The organism is Legionella yabuuchiae (assembly GCF_900640115.1).
GTDB lineage: Bacteria > Pseudomonadota > Gammaproteobacteria > Legionellales > Legionellaceae > Legionella_A > Legionella_A yabuuchiae.
On the sequence record NZ_CAAAIW010000022.1, the window covers coordinates 15,425 to 34,555 of the forward strand.

The window sequence follows — 19,131 nt, forward strand, 5'->3', positions numbered from 1 at the left end:
AAAGAGATATTTACAAATCTCATTTGTTTGCATTTTCAATACTTTAAGGTTATTACTTAATCATAGAACTATAAAGGAAAACAGATCATGAGCACATTTTTAATCGCTTTGTTAGTTATTGTGGTTCTTATATTTTTCTGGATCATTGGTGTCTATAACAAACTGATTTCTTTAATTGAAGCCATTAACAACAACAAACGCCAGATTGATATTCAGCTGGATCGCCGGTTTAAAGTGTTTCAGTCTTTAATTGAATCCGTTAAAAAGTACATGGATTACGAAAAAACCACATTAAAAGATGTGGTCAAACTACGTAATCAAGCCGAAGCGGCCAAAGAGGCCGGGAATGAAAAAGAACGGATTGCTGCCGAAGAGGGGATCTCACGCATCGCTTCTGGTTTAAATGTGGTTTTTGAACAATATCCAGATCTAAAAGCCAGCCAGAATGTGATTCAGCTGCAAGAGGAAATTGTCAATACGGAAAATAAATTGTCGTACGCGAAGCAGGCTTATAATGACAGTCTGGAACGATACAATGCTAAGAAAAAATCTTTTTTTGAATCCATGGTGGTCGGTATTTTCCCTTCTAAGTTGGATAAAGACTTTACTTATTGGTCGTTGCCAGAAGATCAAATTCAGGCTAGAGAAGATTATACCGTAAAACTATAACTCAGCAGGTTATATAATGGGTTTGTCGGATTATCATGCGACCACGGCGGATTGGCGGGAGCAGCTTCGAAAGAACGAACGTAAAACACGTTATGTGATTTTGACGTTTTTGGCTATTTACATTGGGGTAGGTTTAGTTGCAGATATTTTTATTCTGCAATCCTATTATCCTAAAGCCACGATTAGTCAGTGTTTTTTTGCATTAATTACATTTCAATTTGTTCCTTACGCCACGCTTATTATGGCCGGAATCGGCGCCCTGTCTCTCTTAATTACCTATTCCATGTATGATCGCATTATGTTGTTAGGAACCGATTCGCGCGAAATTACCCCAGAAACCGCTACTACATTGAAAGAAAAGCAACTGTATAATGTGGTCGAGGAAATGAAAGTTTCTGCGGGACTTCGGTATATGCCTAAAGTGTATCTGATTGAAGCCAATTATATGAACGCCTTTGCAAGCGGGTATAGTGAGAAGTCCGCAATGGTGGCTATTACTCGTGGGCTTATGGAAAAGTTGGACCGGGCTGAGATGCAAGCAGTCATGGCACATGAACTAAGCCACATTCGTCATCATGATATTAAATTGACCTTAATGGTGGCTGTATTAAGTAATATTTTATTAATTGTAATCGATGTCTTGTTTTATTCAGTGATTTTTAATCGTAATGGTAGACGCCAGGATAATCGCTTAATGATGGTGATTATTGCGCTAAGGTATATCTTACCGCTCATTACCGTCGTTTTGGCTTTATTTTTAAGTCGCACTCGCGAATTGATGGCGGATTCTGGTTCGGTTGAATTAATGCGTGATAATGAGCCCATGGCTCGAGCATTAATTAAAATTAATGAAGATCACCAAAATCATGCTGAAGAATATGCAAAGGCGTACGGCCAAACCCCACATGAGCAAATTCGGCAAGCCTCGTATTTGTTTGATCCCTCAAACCTTGATCCAGTAAAGTCTTTCAATAACGCGTTTTCAACCCATCCAAGTCTTGATCAGCGTTTAAAAGCGATTGGTTTTATAAAAAAATAATCGCCGCATTAGAATTTATTGCAAATTCGTAAAGCGAGACGAAAATGAGGATTAGACTTTGACAATACGGTCGAGTCCATATAAGACCCTAAGTTCTTAACACAAACTTTGCAAAAAGTAGGCTGTTTTCACTGGAATCACAGCCACAGATCCACTATCATTAACATCAGATAGACAGTAAGAAATTGAACAGCCAACACAATCAATTTGGAAGCCAGACAGAGAATGTGGTGTGCAAGCTTAGCTAGACTAAGAAGCCAAAAGCATTCCGGAGGCATCCACCTAGACTTCTAGGACTGTTTCAATTCTGCTGTCTATTGTTTTAATCTCGAATACCTACCCCTTTTTTCAACAGCACTAAGTTCAATAACGTCAACATTACAATCATAGTTAAAATGATGCCTAACGATATCAAGAGATTAATTTCTTGCGTGCCGATCATAACCGTGCGTAGTGCGTTAACCATGTAAAAGATAGGATTTAAATACGTTATCTTCTGCCAAAAGGGAGGCAACATGCTGACCCCATAAAAGACCCCACCTAGGTAAGTTAATGGGGCCAGGAAAAATGTGGGGACAATAGCCACATCATCAAAATTGCGTGCTAGCATGGCATTGGTGAAACCAGCTAAAGAAAATAATGAGGAAACTAACACGACTACCAGCAAGGTTAAAGGAAGATGATAAAAATCAATGTCAACAAAGAAAAATGAAACACTATAAACTAACAGTGCTACGATAACCCCACGCAATACTCCTCCTAGGGTAAATCCAAATAACAGCAAGCTATAGTGCATCGGGCTAATGAGCATCTCTTCAATATTTTTTTGAAATCGAATGCTAAAGAGAGAATTAGAAACATTGGCGTAAGAATTGGTAATGACCGCCATCATAATCAGCCCCGGCGCTATAAAGAGCGAATAACTAACCGCTTCAATTGGGCCAATGCGATCACCGATGACTTCTCCAAAGATTAAAAAATACAATAAGGTCGTGATGACCGGCGGTAAAAAAACTTGTGATGCGATGCGAAACATGCGTACTGTTTCACGTCTTACCAAGGTGTATAACGCTATGACTTGTTTATTGATGTTCATGTTTGATTAGATCCAAAAATAATTCTTCCAATCGATTGGTTTTATTTCGCATGCTGCGTATTTTAAGACTATGTTTGGACAACACCGCAAACACATCGTTTAAGGAATAGCGATTATCGATGCGCAGTTCAAACGAATTGTCATCGAGCTTGAGTGCGTCGAAAGGTGCGAGATTAGGTAGTTGGGTTATCGGCTCTACGGTATTCAACACGAAGGTTTGATGATGGAGGCTTTGTAATAGAGCATTCATTGACGTATTGGCGATAATTTCTCCTTTTGCAATAATGGCAATGTTTTTACACAATTGCTCCGCTTCTTCAAGATAATGCGTGGTTAAAATAATGGTTGTGCCACGAGCATTGGTGTGCTTGAGAAAGTCCCACATACTTCGGCGAATTTCAATATCCACCCCAGCGGTTGGCTCATCTAAAATCAAAACACTAGGTTGATGAACCAACGCACGAGCGATCATTAATCGTCGTTTCATGCCTCCTGATAAATGACGAACTATAGACCGTCTTTTTTCCCATAATCCCAATTGATGAAGAAGCGATTCAGCCCTGGGTTTCGCATCGGGCCTTGGAATACCGTAGTAACCGGCTTGATTGAGTAGAATTTGTTCGCAGGTTTCAAAAATATTTAAGTTAAATTCCTGAGGCACTAAGCCTAAACAAGATTTCGCTTGCACGGTTTGGGCATCGAGATCATACCCCTTAATCCGAATGGTACCAGCCGTTTTTGTTAGTAAGGTGGCAATTAAACCAATGGTCGTTGATTTTCCAGCACCATTTGCACCTAGTAAGGCGAAAAAATCCCCAGCCTTGACGGTTAAATCGATTCCTTTTAACGCATCTACGCCATTGGCATAGGTTTTATAAAGCTGGCGTATTTCCAAGGCGTTAGCGACATCTTGTTGAGCATTCATCGGCAAACATTCTCTTATGAGTGCAAAAAATAGCGTTTTTAAATCATTCATTTTGCGGCTGAATACTCTGAATAGCAAGCCCAAAGTAGCCCGTTTGCTCGCAAACGGGGGGCATCTTAAAATCTGGCTAGATCTAACCGATTAATTTGGGATAATATACTCTAGGAAAGTCCTCTATTAATGGAATAAACATGCAGCAAGCTTCTTCGTCAGTGAAAGTGGTCGGCTCCAATGGCCATGTTTTGCCTTGTCAGACGATTCAAATCTTACATTTAGGGTTAAATGCTAGATATACCCTAATCTTAACTGGCGTCACTCATTCTCCCTTGGATATTCGCCACTTTCAGTTTGCTTCGGCTCATGTGCTTGACTCATCATCGGTTTATCATGGTGAGTTGTTAAGCTTAGAGCAAGATGTGGTTTGTCGTGGGGAGGCGCGCTTTAAGTTGCAATTAGGATGTTCGCTTCATCGTTTAAGTCAATCGGCGCATCATGCGTTATTTATCGATCAAACTCCTGTTGAAATTCTAAAAGCCATTTGTAAAACCAATCATCTTAACGCCACATTTGCTGTACAAGGACTTGAACAGCGACTGCCATATCTTGCTCAAGGAGAAGTGAGTGATTATGATTTTTTACGGCAGGTTTGCATGAGTCACGGTATTGTTTTTTATTACCGCCATGAACAAAATGAAGCAAAATTACATTTTACCAATAGCAACTATCAAGAGCAGCATCATGATCTCATCTTTAATCCAGGCAATGGCTTGGTGAATCGGCATAATGCCATCACTTCACTGCGTTATTGGCAAGTGAGCCTCCCTGAAACAATAAGTTTTAAGGGCAGTCAGGAAGGAAACCCAGATACGGTGTTTAAGCACCAAACGCAGAACCAGACTTCCATTCCTGGATCTGGAGCGCTTCATTTAGTGCATCCTACGCGGTTTGAGAATCAAGAAGCGTGTGAGGGTTATGCAAAACGATTACAGCAGCAGCTTGATTGGCAACGAGAATGGGTGAACATTGAGGTAACTGGTCTAAATTTACAGGCCGGTGATTGTTTAACCCTATCAAATCATCCTGATTTAACCGTTAATCGCTCCTTTCGCATTCTGGATGTGTGTGCTAGTTTAGATGGTACCAAGACAGAAGTCGCACACCCCGCCAAATCAACCGCTTATCTAATCTCGTTGGAACACAAATACCTCTTGCCAGAGCCTGATACCGTGATGTCCTGGCAGCATAAGCTTCACGGGGAGCCGCCTCAAGGGCTGATGTCAGACATGGAGGTGGCATCGCCCTCGCTGTCGCTTGCCATAATTCATGGAGACGATGCTCGAACCCCTTATTTAGATGAGCAAGGTCGATACTGTGTTAAACGGTTGCTAGAAGTTACACAGGAAAGAGAGGTGAGCCATTCTGTTCGTCAGTTGCAGCCTGTTTCGGGATTTAACTCTGGGATGCATTTTCCTTTGACGCCCGGAACGAGGGTGGTTCTTGCGCATCTTTATAATCAACTGGATAAGCCCATTATTATGGGCGTGTTACCTGATGCGAAACAACTTTCTCCGGTCACACAAGCGAACCGTGAACAATCCATCATTCATAACGCCCGAGGCGCGGCCCTCGCGTTTGTGGATACAGAATATACTCAGCATTGCGCACTTTATACTGAGAATAAAAAACACGGATTGTTTTTCAATAAAGAGGGCGAAATCGAATCTATTCTTGCCAAAAGTCTTGGCTCAACGGATTTGAAATCTGCTAAAGCAATGGCCATACATACAGGAACAGATTTAACCCTGCACAGTGAAGTCGCTCACTTTAAAGCGGATAACGATATGAGCTTTACCGCCATTAAGATGTTTTTCTTTAATGCAGAACAGATCTCGTGCAAGGCAAGTCAGGATTGGTTGGCGCAATCCACTCAAGGCATTGCTGCGTTAGGTGGCACGCGGTCGTTAACCTTTATTAGTCAAGAAATGGCGATCGAAGCTAACGGAATTAGATTTGGCGCTAACACTTGCACAGTTACAGCAGGACATCAGTTAACCTTAAAATCACAGAATCAACTTGAAGTGAGCTGCAAAGCCAGCAAGCTTACTCTCTCCGACGCTATCATTCAATTTCAGGCCCCTCAGATCATTTTTAATGCCCAAAGCATTCTCAAAAACCAAGGAATTGAAGCGTTAGTTTTGAGTAGATTTGGCGCACTAGAATTGTAATTTAAAAGTATTGCGGCCCATAGCGTCCTGCGGGTATGCAGGGCGCATCGATATATTCACCATTCACAGTCAAAATCATATTAATATTTGCGCGTTGATAACGAGCGATGAGTTCATACTGAGGTTTTGTTACATATAGCGGGATATTTCCACAATACACTAGCGAGTGCGCCCCAGATTTTGGTTTAACCTGGACCGGAATATCGCATTCCCAGCGAAAACGGGTAATATCACAACTGGCAAAAGCGGTTTCTATGGGGAATAAGGCTAGCACTAGGATAATGCCCTTCATGTTCATATCCGCTCCAAAGTATTCTTGTTATTTGTGTTAAGTGTCGTCCATAATCGTGAATTCTTTAGGGTTTTATCTTTTGTGAAGTGGATTGCGTATAGTTCATCCGTAAACGGTTTCATAAAGTCGAGGAAAGTTTTCTGATGTTATGTGCTTAAAACAGTTTCCCTTCATGTTTTAATAACGCGAGCTTATACGCTAGGGCTTCTTGGCGACCCATGTAGCCGCCAACATTTGCTTTACCTATTACACGGTGACAAGGAATGAATAAGGTTAGAGGGTTTTTCTTACAGGCTTGGCCAATCGCTCTTGGGCTAGTTTGCAATTTATGCGCTAACTCGCCATAGGTAAGGGTTCTTCCAGAAGGAATGACTAATAAACTGTTCCATACCTGTTTTTGATAACTCGTTCCTTGAGGTTTCAGACGCAATTGAAACCGATAGTTTGGATTTTTAAAATAGCGCGAAAGCTCCGATACAATCTGTTGGGTATAGGTTGTCGAAAGTCCATCGATTTGATGTATTGCGAATAACGCTCCATTTTCAGGCTGTGGATTGCCTGACATAATGGCATCGCAAAAGTAAGATTGATGAATATGTTGCTCATCGTGAATAACATTCAATACGCCAACAGGGGTATTAAACTTAGACCCGATGAGCTTTGTGGTCATTTGTCTTTTTTAGCGGCTAACTTTTCTTTAATGCGCGCTGCACGACCTTCCAGATTACGCAAGTAATAGAGTTTGGCACGACGAACGTCTCCACGGCGCTTCACCGTAATGCTCGCCACAACAGGGCTGTAAGTTTGGAATACACGCTCTACCCCAACATTGTGAGATATTTTACGAACGGTAAACGCAGAGTTTAAACCGCGATTGCGCTTAGCGATAACAACGCCTTCAAACGCCTGCAAACGCTCGCGGCTGCCCTCTTTCACCTTCACTTGCACGAGCACAGTATCGCCTGGGTTAAACTCAGGAATTTCTTTGCCTTGCATCTGTTCAGCATTGAGTTGATCAATAATATTTGTCATGGTCACTCCTAAAATCGGTGTCACTTATGGCTTCAAATGAATCCTTCAGAATTCACCGTGTTCGCTTAAAAATTCATCAAGTAACGCTTGATCCGTCGTACTTAATTGCAACTTATTTAACAAATCTGGCCGTTTAAGCCATGTTTTTCCTAACGCCTGTTTTCGTCGCCAGCGCTCAATATCGCGATGGTGTCCGCTTAATAAGACCTCCGGCACAGACATGTCTTGAATCTCGGCGGGCCTTGTGTAGTGCGGATAATCCAACAGCCCATTCATAAAAGAGTCTTGTGCTGCTGACTCATCATGCCCCAGACTTCCTGGTAACAAGCGGATAATGGCATCGATATATACCATTGCGGCCAGTTCGCCGCCGCTTAAAACAAAATCTCCGAGCGACCACTCTTCGTCTACGTGTTGAGTAATGATGCGCTCATCAATTCCTTCGTAACGTCCAGCAATAAACAGTAAAGACTCTTGGCGCTCAGCAATCTGATTTAAGTCTTGCTGCGTTATGGTCTTCCCCTGCGGACTTAAGTAAATCGTCCGACCATTCTCCGGAAGCATTGTACGAGCATGGCGTATGGTTTTATCCAACGGCTCATACATCATAACCATTCCAGGACCACCACCGTATGGCTTATCATCCACTTGACGATACGGCTTGCTGGCCCGGTCTCTTGGATTCCAGCATTCAATTTTAACCAGGCCTTGCTCAATGGCTCTGCCGGTAATTCCATACCGCAGACATGAAAACATGTCTGGCAGTACGCTGATGATGCCAAAGTGCATCATCGCTTAAAAATCCTCATCCCAATCCACCGTAATGGTGCGGTTTCCCTCATCCACATTTAGGATGACGCGTTCCGGTAAATAGGGAATCAAGTGTCTTTTTTGACCGACTACAACCAACACATCATTTGAGCCGGTCGCTATCATTTCAGTCACCTGGCCTAGGTTCTCGCCTTGACGAGTAACCACATTAAGTCCAATTAACTGATGCCAGTAGTACTCTCCTGGCCCAAGTTTTGGCAAGGCTTCGCCTCTGACGCCAATATCAACATTGGTTAATGAAGCCACTTGCTCTCGCTCTGTATATCCTTCAACCCGTGCCAAAATGTATTTGCTATGCATTTCAAGTTGGGTGAGTGATAAAGGCTGCCATTGCTCATTGATGAATCCATGCCACTCGGTGTATCGTAATATATTTTCACGAGGGTCAGTAAATGAGTTGACCGTAATCAACCCTTTAATCCCGTGAGGACGCCCAAAACGTCCAACAATCACCCAATCGTTGGCTTGATTCATTTTATTATGCGGCTGTACGATTCTCTTTAGCGGCTTCTTTAACTAAAGAGTTAACGCGGTCAGATAGCTTGGCGCCGTTTTTTATCCACTGGTCTAATTTTTCAAGCTCAAGATGAAGCTTAACTTCAGCTCCGCGAGCCACTGGGTTGTAATAACCAATGCGTTCAATGTAGTTACTGTCACGACGTCTGCGGCTGTCAGTAACAACGATGTGATAAAAAGGGCGCTTCTTAGCCCCTGCTCGTGATAAACGTATAACGACCATTATTTTCCTCTGCTTTTATAGAGTGGTTACGTAAAAATGCCGTGTATTGTACGAAAATTAACTCGGTATTGGAAGTGTAAATCTTACTTTTTCTTGCTACGAGTTATTTTTTACTGTCAGCGGCTCATTTAAATTCATCCGGAAACATTCCTTTCATTCCTGGCATATTTCCTAACCCACGCATCATTTGCTTCATGGCACCAGGTTTGGTAAATTTTTTCATCATTTTTTGCATTTGAGTAAATTGTTTTAATAAGCGATTTACATCTTGAATTTGGGTGCCAGATCCCATCGCAATGCGTTTTTTTCTCGAACCAATGATAAGCTTGGGGATCCGTCGTTCCTTCATCGTCATCGAATTAATAATGGCAATTGTTTGAGCAAGGGCTTTTTCATTGGCTTGCGCGGCTACTTGCTGGGGCAATTGGCTCATGCCCGGAAGTTTGCTCATGAGGCCTGCTACCCCGCCCATATTATTCATTTGCAGGAGTTGATTTTTAAAATCTTCTAAATCAAACCCTTTCCCCTTTTTAATTTTTTTCGCTAATTTTTCGCTGGCCGCTTTATCCGTTTTGCGTTGAACGTCTTCAATTAACGATAAAATATCTCCCATTCCAAGAATTCGAGAGGCCACACGCTCAGGATGAAACGGCTCCAGGGCATCAATTTTCTCACCGCTTCCCATAAATTTAATAGGCTGGCCGGTGATATAACGCACCGATAAAGCAGCACCACCTCTAGCATCGCCATCGATTTTAGTTAAGATAACCCCCGTTAAGGGTAAGGCATCATTGAACGCTTGGGCTGTAATCGCTGCGTCTTGCCCGGTCATACTATCCACGACGAATAGGGTTTCAACGGGATCGACCGTTTTATGTAATGATTTGATTTCAGTCATCATCTCATCATCAATATGCAGTCTTCCTGCAGTATCAATTAAGAGCACATCGATGTATTGTTTTTTAGCCGCTTCCAACGCTTTTTTAGCGATTTCTACGGGATTTTCATGGGTTTGTGCCGGGAAAAAGGCCACATCCAACTGTTGAGCGAGCAATTGTAATTGATGAATCGCAGCCGGACGATAGACGTCTGTGCTGACCATCATGACTTTTTTCTTTTCCGTATCCTTAAGGTAGCGTGCTAATTTTGCAGTACTTGTGGTTTTACCGGAACCTTGTAATCCGGCCATTAAAAAAACGGCAGGAGGCTGAGTTTTAAAATCCAACTCCGCTTTGGTATCTCCCATGATGTGGGTCAGTTCATCGTTGACAATTTTAACCAGCGCTTGATCGGGCTTTAAGCTGGTCATGACTTCCTGACCTAACGCTTTTTGCTTAACGTCTTCAATAAACTGTTTAATCACCGGTAAAGCGACATCCGCTTCAATTAAAGACAAGCGAACCTCACGAAGCGCTTGCTGCATATTCTCTTCGGTTAAACGTCCTTGTCCGCTTAGGTTTTTAAACGTTCTGGTTAAGCGTTCTGTCAAATTCTCAAACATATTCTCTCTCGTAAGCTAGTAACGAAAAAATGGATCGGCTTATACTTCGCGTAATCATAGTGTGCGAAGTATACCATAGAGTCTTCGGAAATCCGATTTGGTTTTAAGTTGCGCTATTGGATACGTTACTCTGTTCAATGAGGCGAAAGAACTCTATTGGTAGTATAGGATATTATGCACTGAGATAATGCTTAGGGGCGTTACGCCCCTAAGCAAAATAATTTAATTCATTAAGACCCTAGCGATAACATCCAACGCCGTCATACCCAATGACTTCACAATATTTATAAACGTTCTTATCTAGCTGATACATTTGGTATCCAGAAAAAGCATAGATTGTCCCATCCTTATCCTGTTTTACGTAAGGCTGAGGTGACGTTGGGCCTAAGGTTTTAATATTACTCACTAAAATCCACGGGCTTGATATGGTTAAACTGTCCATTTTTTGAATGCCTGGCGCGGATAATAACTCATCAAAGTGTGCGGAAGCCGCTTTTACTGCATGCTCAGCATCAAGAATCCCATGCCCACAAGGCATTTCACCAACGCAAGACAGTTTAGGATTATTCGACTCTCCAAATTCATGCGTGGTTGCATAAAGAATTTGCTCGACTCGTTGGGGAGGAATGCGATCATTGCTGGCGGCATAAATCAATCCAGCTACCCCCGCAACATGAGGCGAAGCCATACTGGTGCCTTGGTAAAAATCAAAACCAGAACCTCTATACCCCTTGCCAGGTTTAACGGTTGAAAGAATTCCATCTTCTGGGTGATGGCTGCTTAAATCACCACCTGGTGCGGCTAAAGTTACCGAGGGACCATAGTTTGAATAATAGGCGCGTAAACCTTGTGGGCCAGTTGCTGCCACCTTAATGGTGCCGTTACAAACCGCAGGCGCATTGAAATGCTCCCATCGATCGTCGTTGCCGGCGGCGGCCACTAGCACTGCCCCTTGTTGGCGAACATAAAAAATCGCCTCTTGTAACGCCTCATCGCAATGATCAATTTCTTTGCCAGGTCGTTCATCGACCCCAAAACTCATATTCAATACCTTGGCCGGATGTGGGTTATCAGGCACGCCAGGAATATGATCGCCAACAGCCCAACGCATGGCATTCACGACGGCGCTTTCATAAAACATCCCAGATTCATCGGGTATTTTGGCGGTAAGAATTTTTAAATTGGGGCCAACGCCTTTAATGATATCGCCATATCCGGCAATGGTTCCAGACACGTGTGTTCCATGGTAGGACTTGGTTTCATCCAATAAATTGTCATTATTACCCGCAAAATTCCAGCCAAAAATTTCGCCTGTTGCTGTTTTTAATAAGTTATCCGTTAGACTTGGGTGATCTTCGATCCCGGTGTCTAATACAGCCACAACCACTGAAGGGGTTGAATAACCATCCGTATAACTCCAAGCACCATCGTTCTTTCCAGGAGCGGATTCCAGCATGATGCCGCCAGGTCGAGCAAATTCATCCCATTGAATCTCATGCGATAACTGCGGTGCGATGGGCTCTTCGGGTAAGGCAGGCATCGGTTTGAAATACCCTTTGCGGTCTTCCACAGCATAAAGCACATTAGGATCTTGTTTGAGACGATTTAGAACTAAAGTCACAGCGTCTTCTGATTTTATAGGACGCAGCTTTTTTAAAGGTTCAGCATCTAAGGTGAGCGCATAGGCACCACCGGCCATGGGTTGAAGCGCTTTAATAGGAAACTCTGCTGCTGTTGCCGATTGAGTTTGGGTAAGTGCCCTTAAGGTCTTTGGATTTTTATATTTAACAATGACTCGAACGGAATCCACTTCGCCAGCAAAACCGCTTTGAGTCAGAGACAAAAGGCTCAGCGCCAAAATGCTAGAGGTAATACGCATCGTAAACACTCCTTTTCAATATCACTCGCTGTAGAACCACTCAGTATGTAGGATAAAACACAATTGAACAAGGGGCACCTATATGCGCAAAAAAACAACCCAATTGCAAGCAATGGTTCAATGTGTTTTAATGATGCGCTTTTAGTGGGTACGAATGAGCGCTATACACGAATCAAATAAGGTAAATTATGAAGACTTTAGATAAAAAATTAGAAAAATCAAAAGAATCAAAAGAATTAAAAGAGCTAATACGAACGATGGAGAGTAGCATTAGTTCCGCTAAACAATGTAGTCAAATTAAAAATTATGATCAAGCAATAGCTATTTTAAAAACTGCTAAAGAGAAATACCTTGAGATTTTGAGCAAATTAAAATATCAAGGGGGTAATTATGGGGTTGATGTCTTGAAGGCTCAAGCTAGTTGTTTATTTAAAAAAATCAATAAAGAGTATATTCCAAAATATGAAAAACAAAAAGAAAAGCTAGAAGCGCAAAAAGCGCAAGTGGTGAATGTAATTGGTCAGGCTTTTAACAAATTGAGCGCTGAGTTAAATAGCTTATCCGCTAATCGTCAGTATGATGCTAAATTCCAACCGGCTGTTATGGAGATTACCCAGAATTTAGCGGAACACATAGAAAGATTTAAAACAAGCACTATGGAAAAAGAGCAGTTGATTGCCGCTTGTCACAGTACTATTGAAAATCAAAAAAATGTCTTAGCTCAAGAACCAAGATTGAGTGTGTTGTTTCTAAATTTCTTAAAGCAAATTGGTAATGCGTTACTTAGGATTGCAACGTTTGGAACAAAACAGTCCTTTTTCAAGCCAGAGCAGCCTGAAGCGTTGAAAGCGATTGATACGTTTGAAAACACGATTCGTGCTGAAGAAGTGATTTATGTTGAAGATACTGCTTCAGATGCAGCATTTAACAAAAATGAAGTTGCTACATCCTCCAGTACGTTTAATTAAGTCAACCCTTTCGAAATATCTTTGTGCACGTCTGCTCCCGCGGTAATTGCCGCGGGAGATTTGAGGGATGTGGCGATTCATACGCCCCCTAGCCTTCATAATCATTTTCAGGGTTATTAATACGCCGATGGTGGCCTGGTCCATCGGGCGCCCAAAGGCGAATGAGTTGCTTGGTTGTTTCATCGAAGCGATAAACGATGATGCCAGAACCATGGCCAATGTTTTTCCCACGACCCACCGTGGTTTGCCCCATCACTAATATCTTGGCTTTGGGGGCGGTAGCGATGGTGTTGGCGTTGTAAGCCAAACTAAAGGTATGGGGTTGCGGGTTTTTGCCCAAATCTAGAAACTCTAGAATCTTTGGCGAGGACACGTGATACAAAATTCCATAATTCACGGAATTAATAAAGCGGATGAAGTGCCCTTGTTCATCGATGAACTTCACAGCCACAGAACGTGGGCCATTGGCCCAAGGATGAGACTCAAAGTCTTTTGGAAGTCGTTTGCTTTGTTTGATCTGCTCTGCGACCTCTTGCATGCATTTTTGATTTCCTTCGCAGTTTATGTCGGGATAAGCGGGTTGCTCTAGTTCAAACAATTGTTTTCCGTTTTTAGTATCCCAGAGATTAGTAAAAGTGCTTTCATCCACCGCAACTATATACTTTGTATCTGGGCTTATATCCGACAAGGTAACTCCTTCGTTGCCGACAAATTTTTTTATTGGCTTGCCACGATTGAGATCCCACAAAACGATCCCTCCCAATAAAGAATGATCGATAGATTTAGGAATTTCATGGTCGACATCCGTTTCCATAAAGCCCACGTTTACTGGATAAGTATCGAAACGGTTACCGTTGCCTGAGCTTAACAAATAAGGATCGGATAACGTTAGTCGTAGAAGTTGCGCCGTTGCGGTTTCTTTTACACGATCAGGTCGGATTATTTTTTCTTCATTATTAATAAACTGGTGCAATTCCCAATTGATTTTAGACGCGATGTAATTGGTTAAGTCATGATTCATTATGTGCCCATACACTTGGAACCCTGGGTTAAATGATTTAATCACATGGCCTTGTACATCTTGCACGAACACCTCGTTGGTCTTCGCCTGTTGCCATAAAAAGATGTGGCTGTCGGGGATAAAAAACGGGCTATAAATGTTGCACGTTCGATTCAGGATGGTTTTGGTTTGCGTTGCCACGTCCCAAAGAATCAAATAACGGCCGTAGTGCCCTGAAATCACATAGCGGCCATCAGAAGACACCGAGATCATTGTAGGGCCGCTATAGGTGGATTTACGCTCTAAAAACAAATTCCAAAAAAATACGATGAGTACGATTATGCAAGCCACAATAATTTTTACCGCTTTGCGGCTATTTGGGTTTAAGGCGATAGGTTCCAAAAGCTTTAATTCCTTTTTCAGAGTTAATAATCCATTCCTGATAAACTTCTGTCATAACTTTGGGACTAGGGATTTTCATATCGGAATGACACCAAATGGATGGTGTAGTATCTTGATTTTTCAACTTTCCAGCTTTTCGCAATTGAGCAATAAACTTATTTTTACGATCCGGCCCCTCATACCCCAAAGCAGGCCTAGCCCTCACACCCGTCAACAACAGCGCAGTTTGAAGTAGGGTAAAGGTATGCTTAAACCGCTCCACATGCATTTCCAAAAATCGGGTGATGCCATCTAAAAATCCTTCTTCCGTATACCGTTGTTCATCGTAGCGTTTAATCATATCGTATAATGCCAGCATCATGGCTTCAAAAGAACGTAATTTGGAAGTCAGAACATACCCGCTTTTTTCAAGAACGGAAAGCGAGTCAAAGCGTTCTTTAAGCAGTGCGTGTACTTTGATGATTCCGTCTCTAACTTGCTGACGATAGGAGGGACTCAGCACATCCGCGTGATGTGACTTAAGCAGTTCATATTGCTCATCTAACGTTGGCGCACACATCAGCCATGGCCCGTCTTGTTCGATTTTGAACATTGGGTTTTTAGCTCGCCAGCGGTTCCAATATTGGCGAGCAACATCGCGGTTAAACAACCTAGACGCTGGAGTATCAAACCAGTTGGCCACAAGATAAAGGCTCTTTAACCCAAGCGCTTCGATAAGAAGCGCGTATAAAAGTTCATCCTGTGGTTTACGCGCCCATACTTCTTTTAAAGAGACGCCTTCTGGCTGATCATCTTGCCGCAATAGCGGACCAAGGATGTTATCATTTTGAGAATGCAGCACGGTGAATAAAGACGCTCCTTTGTGTGCATAAGGGCAATACCAGGGATTTTTTTCCTGTGCCTTGGCGATTGAGACGGGATTTGGGGGGGCATTGCCAACATCGCGGTCGGATAAGGCATCATTTGGGATTGCCGCTTGCCAAAATATCGCGTGATCAACCAATGATTTACCCGATTCACCTAATTGTTCAAGCGCGTGTAGTAACACGCCATTACCTTGGGAATGGGCGATGACGTGTAATTTCAAAGCGGGGATACTGGTTTTAAGTGACTCAAACACGTTCGCCACAATAGGCCCCATTCGCACCGACTCATAAACCGCTTTGATGTAATCCGAAGACGATGCTGGTTTTCCTGGCCATACAATGAACAAGCAACGAGTGAACTTCTGATAATGAACCCCATCAAAGCCCGCCGCACGATTTAAATTATGTTCAAAACGAATGATCCATTCACAAACGCCTTTGCCATTCTCTAAGGATTCTTCGAGTAACGGTGCATTTTGGTCTTGAAATTGGCGTTTAAAGAAATCTTTATCGCGATAAACGGTTGCATCCACCGGACTAAGTTCTAGCTCTTGTTTTAGCTGCTGAACCACTAAATTAGGCGGCATGCCTGTTGTAACCATGTATTCATGCATACGCTCAACATGTTTGTGAAAATGGCCAAACTCCACATTATACCCATGAATAAAAACCGTTAAATTGTTACCGTTGGCTTTGATGTAGTTGATTTCATCTTCAGACAACTGAATTCTTGCCTGGGGTGATTCTGAGCGAAATGAGACCTTGCCTCCCTCGAGAACCGCTTGGCGCAAATCAAAGATAATCGGAGGCATTAACTTTGCCAGTGTTATCGTTGTAGTTGACTGGGGTGAAACCTCAAAGGTTTGCTGAGGTAAGGGCAGGGTAAACTCTTCGCTGAGTAGCTCCTGATAGCGCCCTTGTTCTTTAAGCCTGACTTGATTGCGATAACCGATGGGTAGGAGATCGATCACCGTCGGATCTTGATAGAATCGTGATTCATCAAAGCGCGGACATTGCGAATGCGCTCTTACACAACTCGGTAAACTGCGAGTTAGGGTTAAAATCGCGTGTTTTTCTAAGTAGGGCCTTTCTTTATCTTGAATAATCGTCATGGTGGCTTGATTTAAAAGCACCAGCGCGTTGGAATAGAATTGCCCTTGCACATCACCAACGTCAATACGGACATATAACGGCTCCGTTGCCTCATGCTGAGATTTGGCTAAAAGGGACTTTAAAGGGTATGGAATGCGCAACACCGCCGTTCCGGGTGACTTAAGATATTGCTCTTCGTGAAGGTACAACGCCTTATCTCCGAGGGTAAAATGGAGTTGATCAAGCTCTTTTCCTGATAGTTCAACAAGCTTTGGATTTAAGGGCAACGTCTTAAGCGATTTGGGATGATGGTAGCTCACGATGGTCGCCGTTCCCTGCTCATTGCCAACGAACCCTTTTACATTGACTTCGATGTAAGCGATGTCATCACTGCGATAAAAGGCGTGTTCCCAATTTGGTGGGTATATGACTTTCGCTCGATTGAACTTAAATTGCCTTACTGGAGATAATGGCATTGAGTCCGGAAAGGGGGGTGTAATTAAGGGAGGAACTTGTGTTGACGTATCTGCAACAGGAGCGCTTAAAATCGGAGTCCCTGCAAATTGGATGCCATTGCCATGCATAATAATGCCTGCGTTTGAGAGCTGTATGCCGGTATTCGATGTGGTTAGATAAAGCGCATCACTGGCGTTTAGTTCTAAATCATCGGCTTCTAAAACAAGATCGCCGTTTGGTAATTCAAGTTGCAAGAGGCTTCCGCTCGTATTTAAGACAATATCGCCTTGGCTGTCTAATTGAATCGTTTCAGCGCTAAGTTCTAGATTGCGCTGGGATTCAAAGGATATGGTTTGAGCGTTCAGTTGATACGATTCAGCTTGCAAGTGGATATCTTTAGCGGCGAACTCAATCGTTTGTTTGGCGTGCGCGTCTAAGTTTTGGCCAATAGTTGCCGTTATTTCCTGTGATTGAAGGATCTGATTCGCTTTGGACTGAAGCGCTATTGAACCGCGTTCAGAGGCTAACAAGATGTGTTGATGATCATCGCGTGGCGAGATCATCACTAAGCGGTTTCGATTCGATGCGTTGGCGAGCGTTATAGTTTCTTTTCCAATCTGATCTTTAAACTCCAGGTACTGCCCCCAGGCCGTTTTTATTAGACTACTCCATTGGTTATCAGTCGTCACCGGCGCATGATTAAGGCCATTGGATGGACTATTTTGCAAAATCGGTTGATTAAAATCGTTGTGCAAGTACATGACTAATACTTCAGCCTGATTTTGCAAAGGGAAATGCATGCCTATAGGATGGTGAACGCCACTGCCACCATAGGGCGATAGTCGCATGGTGCGTTGAATCGGTTTTGCATTCGGATCATCGCAGTGAATGTGTGTGTAGTATTGATATTGACCGAGATTATCCAATCCTGGCAAATCATCCTCGCTGTGAATTACGGCCGTATGAATGATTTGGCCGGCATTTTGTGTTTTGACAACCGGACGAGGCTGAGTATGTTTAGGGATAAATTGCAGTCGATTAGAATATACCCCATCGGAAAAGTCATGCTCAACCGCTAACAGTAAGAAGCCGCTCTCTTTTATCCAAGCAGGTAACTGATGAATGGAAAACACATGCCCGCATAAAACGCCTGGATTTTGAGTTCTGGCCGAAAATAGCGTTTCATTCATGACTAACCGCTCAAAATGATATAAGGCCGCGTGTTGCAGATGTTCCAATGATTGGGCTCCAAAGCCCAGGACGTTAACCCTGGCATGGCCATTACCCGCTTGAGCGTTTAAGACGCGGTCTGGGTTTTGGCGATCATAATCACGATATTGTACTCGCGCCGAACTTGGCGTTTGACACAGTTGTAATTGATCTAAAGCATCGATCGTTAATGCGGTTAATCCATCCTCTTCCGCTAGAATAAAAGAGGCTGGACTCCAGGGATGAAGATACCAGCGATCGTTAAACGTTAACGTTTCTTGTTCACTTTGGATATTAGACCAAAAATAAGACACTCCTTCTCGCGCTAAAACGCGATGAAAAAAAGCAAAATCTGTTTCTTCTTGGGCTTGAACCCAGTGCGGATAAATTCTGGAATCGCTTTGTAGCGTTTCTTGAAATAAGAGTTGCGATTTTTGATAGCCATGTTGCAGTAAAATTTGCGTGGCAATCTCTTTTGCCGTTAATTCTCTATAAACTCGTGGCCGGCCAGATAAGTTTAATAACGCGAGTTGAGGATGAATTTCTAATTCAACCATTAGGGAATTCTTATTGTATGGATTAAGCACTCGATGATGAGTGATGATGCCTGGAATGATACGAGAGGTAGGCCAGTCCGTATCTCGATTGGATAACTGATGGTGCGATAGCTCAAGCTGACAGCGTTGACCAAGCACTTCTTCTGCCATCATCAGAGCATCATTGTTCAAGCGAAGCTTAAATGAATAGGACTCATTCATCGCTTCTTTGCCAGAAAAGGATAAAATAGGGTATTGCTGATGTTCTAGTGTGAGTGATGCAATTAACCCAGCACCGGAAGTTGGTTTCATGGTCTTCCTTGAGTGTCCCTTCTTGTTCCAGCGGTGATTTTTGATTGTTTTTTAGAGGATGT

General features: G+C 42.9%; 16 protein-coding genes and 1 other RNA gene. 5 read left to right on the forward strand and 12 right to left on the reverse strand.

Translation table 11 applies throughout. The features are described from left to right. Window positions 1-87 precede the first annotated feature (87 nt). The 3 genes from E1O47_RS08885 (at window position 88) to ssrS (ending at window position 2,035) form a co-directional block, all read left to right on the forward strand. Entirely contained in the window at window positions 88-669 is a 582-nt protein-coding gene (locus E1O47_RS08885) for a LemA family protein (protein WP_133130907.1), read from the forward strand. 16 nt (window positions 670-685) lie between these two features. Then, on the forward strand, window positions 686-1,708 hold the full coding sequence (gene htpX / locus E1O47_RS08890) for a zinc metalloprotease HtpX (protein ID WP_133130908.1): 1,023 nt from the start codon (window positions 686-688) through the stop codon (window positions 1,706-1,708). 169 nt (window positions 1,709-1,877) lie between these two features. Then, window positions 1,878-2,035, forward strand: a non-coding RNA gene (gene ssrS, locus E1O47_RS08895) — 6S RNA. Here the strand turns inward: ssrS and E1O47_RS08900 are convergent. Together E1O47_RS08900 and E1O47_RS08905 are read right to left on the reverse strand one after the other, a co-directional pair. Then, window positions 2,031-2,804, reverse strand: coding sequence for an ABC transporter permease (locus tag E1O47_RS08900; RefSeq protein WP_133130909.1), 774 nt, complete (start codon window positions 2,802-2,804; stop codon window positions 2,031-2,033). The genes ssrS and E1O47_RS08900 overlap by 5 nt on opposite strands. Beyond that, entirely contained in the window at window positions 2,791-3,729 is a 939-nt protein-coding gene (locus tag E1O47_RS08905) for an ABC transporter ATP-binding protein (RefSeq protein ID WP_133130933.1), read from the reverse strand. Before E1O47_RS08905 ends, E1O47_RS08900 begins: the two co-directional genes overlap by 14 nt. A gap of 191 nt (window positions 3,730-3,920) precedes the next feature. On the opposite strand from E1O47_RS08905, the gene E1O47_RS08910 reads away from it, so the two are divergent. Beyond that, window positions 3,921-5,954, forward strand: coding sequence for a contractile injection system protein, VgrG/Pvc8 family (locus E1O47_RS08910; RefSeq protein ID WP_133130910.1), 2,034 nt, complete (start codon window positions 3,921-3,923; stop codon window positions 5,952-5,954). A gap of 1 nt (window position 5,955) precedes the next feature. Here E1O47_RS08910 and E1O47_RS08915 read toward each other — a convergent pair whose 3' ends face one another. The 8 genes from E1O47_RS08915 to E1O47_RS08950 all read right to left on the reverse strand — a co-directional run bounded on the left by E1O47_RS08915 (window position 5,956) and on the right by E1O47_RS08950 (window position 12,228). Next, complete coding sequence (locus E1O47_RS08915) at window positions 5,956-6,252, reverse strand: hypothetical protein (protein ID WP_133130911.1); 297 nt, start codon at window positions 6,250-6,252, stop codon at window positions 5,956-5,958. 148 nt (window positions 6,253-6,400) lie between these two features. Next, window positions 6,401-6,916: a methylated-DNA--[protein]-cysteine S-methyltransferase gene (locus E1O47_RS08920; protein ID WP_133130912.1), complete on the reverse strand. Its 516-nt coding sequence runs from the start codon at window positions 6,914-6,916 to the stop codon at window positions 6,401-6,403. Beyond that, on the reverse strand, window positions 6,913-7,278 hold the full coding sequence (gene rplS / locus E1O47_RS08925; RefSeq protein WP_133130913.1) for a 50S ribosomal protein L19: 366 nt from the start codon (window positions 7,276-7,278) through the stop codon (window positions 6,913-6,915). The genes E1O47_RS08920 and rplS overlap by 4 nt, the downstream gene beginning before the upstream one ends. Before the next feature lie 45 nt (window positions 7,279-7,323). Further along, on the reverse strand, window positions 7,324-8,070 hold the full coding sequence (gene trmD / locus E1O47_RS08930; protein WP_133130914.1) for a tRNA (guanosine(37)-N1)-methyltransferase TrmD: 747 nt from the start codon (window positions 8,068-8,070) through the stop codon (window positions 7,324-7,326). Window positions 8,071-8,073: 3 nt separating this feature from the next. Next, on the reverse strand, window positions 8,074-8,583 hold the full coding sequence (rimM, locus tag E1O47_RS08935; RefSeq protein WP_133130915.1) for a ribosome maturation factor RimM: 510 nt from the start codon (window positions 8,581-8,583) through the stop codon (window positions 8,074-8,076). A 4-nt stretch (window positions 8,584-8,587) separates the two neighbouring features. Beyond that, a complete protein-coding gene (gene rpsP / locus E1O47_RS08940) occupies window positions 8,588-8,848 on the reverse strand; it encodes a 30S ribosomal protein S16 (RefSeq protein WP_133130916.1) in 261 nt (86 codons plus the stop codon). Between the two features lie 124 nt (window positions 8,849-8,972). Then, window positions 8,973-10,349 (reverse strand): signal recognition particle protein, encoded by a 1,377-nt coding sequence (ffh, locus tag E1O47_RS08945; RefSeq protein ID WP_133130917.1) that lies wholly within the window; start codon window positions 10,347-10,349, stop codon window positions 8,973-8,975. Window positions 10,350-10,587: 238 nt separating this feature from the next. Continuing rightward, window positions 10,588-12,228 carry a S8 family peptidase gene (locus tag E1O47_RS08950; protein ID WP_133130918.1) on the reverse strand — a complete coding sequence of 547 codons (1,641 nt, stop codon included), beginning with the start codon at window positions 12,226-12,228 and terminating at the stop codon, window positions 10,588-10,590. A gap of 188 nt (window positions 12,229-12,416) precedes the next feature. Here E1O47_RS08950 and E1O47_RS08955 point away from each other — a divergent pair, with 188 nt between their 5' ends. After that, entirely contained in the window at window positions 12,417-13,196 is a 780-nt protein-coding gene (locus tag E1O47_RS08955; protein ID WP_133130919.1) for a hypothetical protein, read from the forward strand. 88 nt (window positions 13,197-13,284) lie between these two features. Here E1O47_RS08955 and E1O47_RS08960 read toward each other — a convergent pair whose 3' ends face one another. Further along, window positions 13,285-14,598, reverse strand: coding sequence for a WD40 repeat domain-containing protein (locus tag E1O47_RS08960; RefSeq protein WP_133130920.1), 1,314 nt, complete (start codon window positions 14,596-14,598; stop codon window positions 13,285-13,287). Then, a complete protein-coding gene (locus E1O47_RS08965; protein WP_133130921.1) occupies window positions 14,570-19,069 on the reverse strand; it encodes a contractile injection system protein, VgrG/Pvc8 family in 4,500 nt (1,499 codons plus the stop codon). The genes E1O47_RS08960 and E1O47_RS08965 overlap by 29 nt, the downstream gene beginning before the upstream one ends. Window positions 19,070-19,131 lie beyond the last annotated feature (62 nt).

Excerpts from the sequence above, each read along its gene's own strand:
- E1O47_RS08885 (WP_133130907.1), top strand. The coding sequence starts at position 88 with ATGAGCACATTTTTAATCGCTTTGTTAGTTATTGTGGTTCTTATATTT.
- htpX (WP_133130908.1), top strand. The coding sequence starts at position 686 with ATGGGTTTGTCGGATTATCATGCGACCACGGCGGATTGGCGGGAGCAG.
- E1O47_RS08900 (WP_133130909.1), bottom strand. The coding sequence starts at position 2,804 with ATGAACATCAATAAACAAGTCATAGCGTTATACACCTTGGTAAGACGT.
- E1O47_RS08905 (WP_133130933.1), bottom strand. The coding sequence starts at position 3,729 with ATGAATGCTCAACAAGATGTCGCTAACGCCTTGGAAATACGCCAGCTT.
- E1O47_RS08910 (WP_133130910.1), top strand. The coding sequence starts at position 3,921 with ATGCAGCAAGCTTCTTCGTCAGTGAAAGTGGTCGGCTCCAATGGCCAT.
- E1O47_RS08915 (WP_133130911.1), bottom strand. The coding sequence starts at position 6,252 with ATGAACATGAAGGGCATTATCCTAGTGCTAGCCTTATTCCCCATAGAA.
- E1O47_RS08920 (WP_133130912.1), bottom strand. The coding sequence starts at position 6,916 with ATGACCACAAAGCTCATCGGGTCTAAGTTTAATACCCCTGTTGGCGTA.
- rplS (WP_133130913.1), bottom strand. The coding sequence starts at position 7,278 with ATGACAAATATTATTGATCAACTCAATGCTGAACAGATGCAAGGCAAA.
- trmD (WP_133130914.1), bottom strand. The coding sequence starts at position 8,070 with ATGATGCACTTTGGCATCATCAGCGTACTGCCAGACATGTTTTCATGT.
- rimM (WP_133130915.1), bottom strand. The coding sequence starts at position 8,583 with ATGAATCAAGCCAACGATTGGGTGATTGTTGGACGTTTTGGGCGTCCT.
- rpsP (WP_133130916.1), bottom strand. The coding sequence starts at position 8,848 with ATGGTCGTTATACGTTTATCACGAGCAGGGGCTAAGAAGCGCCCTTTT.
- ffh (WP_133130917.1), bottom strand. The coding sequence starts at position 10,349 with ATGTTTGAGAATTTGACAGAACGCTTAACCAGAACGTTTAAAAACCTA.
- E1O47_RS08950 (WP_133130918.1), bottom strand. The coding sequence starts at position 12,228 with ATGCGTATTACCTCTAGCATTTTGGCGCTGAGCCTTTTGTCTCTGACT.
- E1O47_RS08955 (WP_133130919.1), top strand. The coding sequence starts at position 12,417 with ATGAAGACTTTAGATAAAAAATTAGAAAAATCAAAAGAATCAAAAGAA.
- E1O47_RS08965 (WP_133130921.1), bottom strand. The coding sequence starts at position 19,069 with ATGAAACCAACTTCCGGTGCTGGGTTAATTGCATCACTCACACTAGAA.